The sequence below is a fragment of the Slackia equolifaciens genome (genome assembly GCF_003725995.1).
Classification (GTDB): Bacteria; Actinomycetota; Coriobacteriia; order Coriobacteriales; family Eggerthellaceae; genus Slackia; species Slackia equolifaciens.
This window is the reverse complement of record NZ_QIBX01000046.1, coordinates 1-678: the sequence shown is the minus strand read 5'-3', so window position 1 is coordinate 678 and position 678 is coordinate 1. Positions and strand designations below refer to the sequence as shown.

Genomic DNA, 678 nt, shown 5'->3' with positions numbered 1-678 from the left:
CCTCACGAGTCTCGTGGGCATGGACAACATTGTCGGCGCCTACGTTCACATGGATGAGAAAACGCCGCACGTGCACATCGCGTGGACTCCCGTCGTCACAAAGCCGAACGGGAAGCCGTCTTTTAGCTACAAGTCGATGATGACGAGGGGAAAGTACCGAGCGCTTCACAAAGAGCTGGCCAAACGCGTGGAGGGCAAGCTGGGATACCCTGTGGAGATCGAGCTGTCGGAGGATCGGCAGAAGGAAAAGGTGCTGTCATCGGTTCCGCAGGACAAGCTGGACGCCGCGAGGGCGGCCATCGAAGCCGAATACGTGCAGCCGGCACTCGATAAGAGGGACGAGATCGAGGCCGAGTGCGCCAGGGCCGCAGAGCGATTGGAGTCCCTTCAAGAGGAGGCGCGACTGGTCGAGGAGGAGATCGAGGGACTTGATCTCCGAGGAGAGGAGATCAAGTCTCGAATTGGCCGAATCGAGGAGGAGCGTCGAGGAGTCGAAGAGGAAGCTGACAGAGAGGGAAGAGCAGCTCGAGAGAGAGCTGAGAAGCTCGAGCGGAAACTTGAGGAAGTTGAGGGCCGTGGAGCAGAATGCAGAGAAGCTATTGAGCGCAACAAAGAGCTTGAACGCCGTGCTAGAAAAAGAACTGCGTTCCTTGAGAAGTGGATATCGAGATTCAAGAG

1 protein-coding gene is annotated in these 678 nt (G+C 57.4%); it reads left to right on the top strand.

Features of this window, described 5'->3' with window-relative positions; translation table 11 throughout:
• Positions 1-19: 19 nt before the first annotated feature.
• On the top strand, positions 20-678 hold a 659-nt coding region (locus DMP06_RS11250; protein WP_161957922.1), incomplete at its 3' end, for a plasmid recombination protein.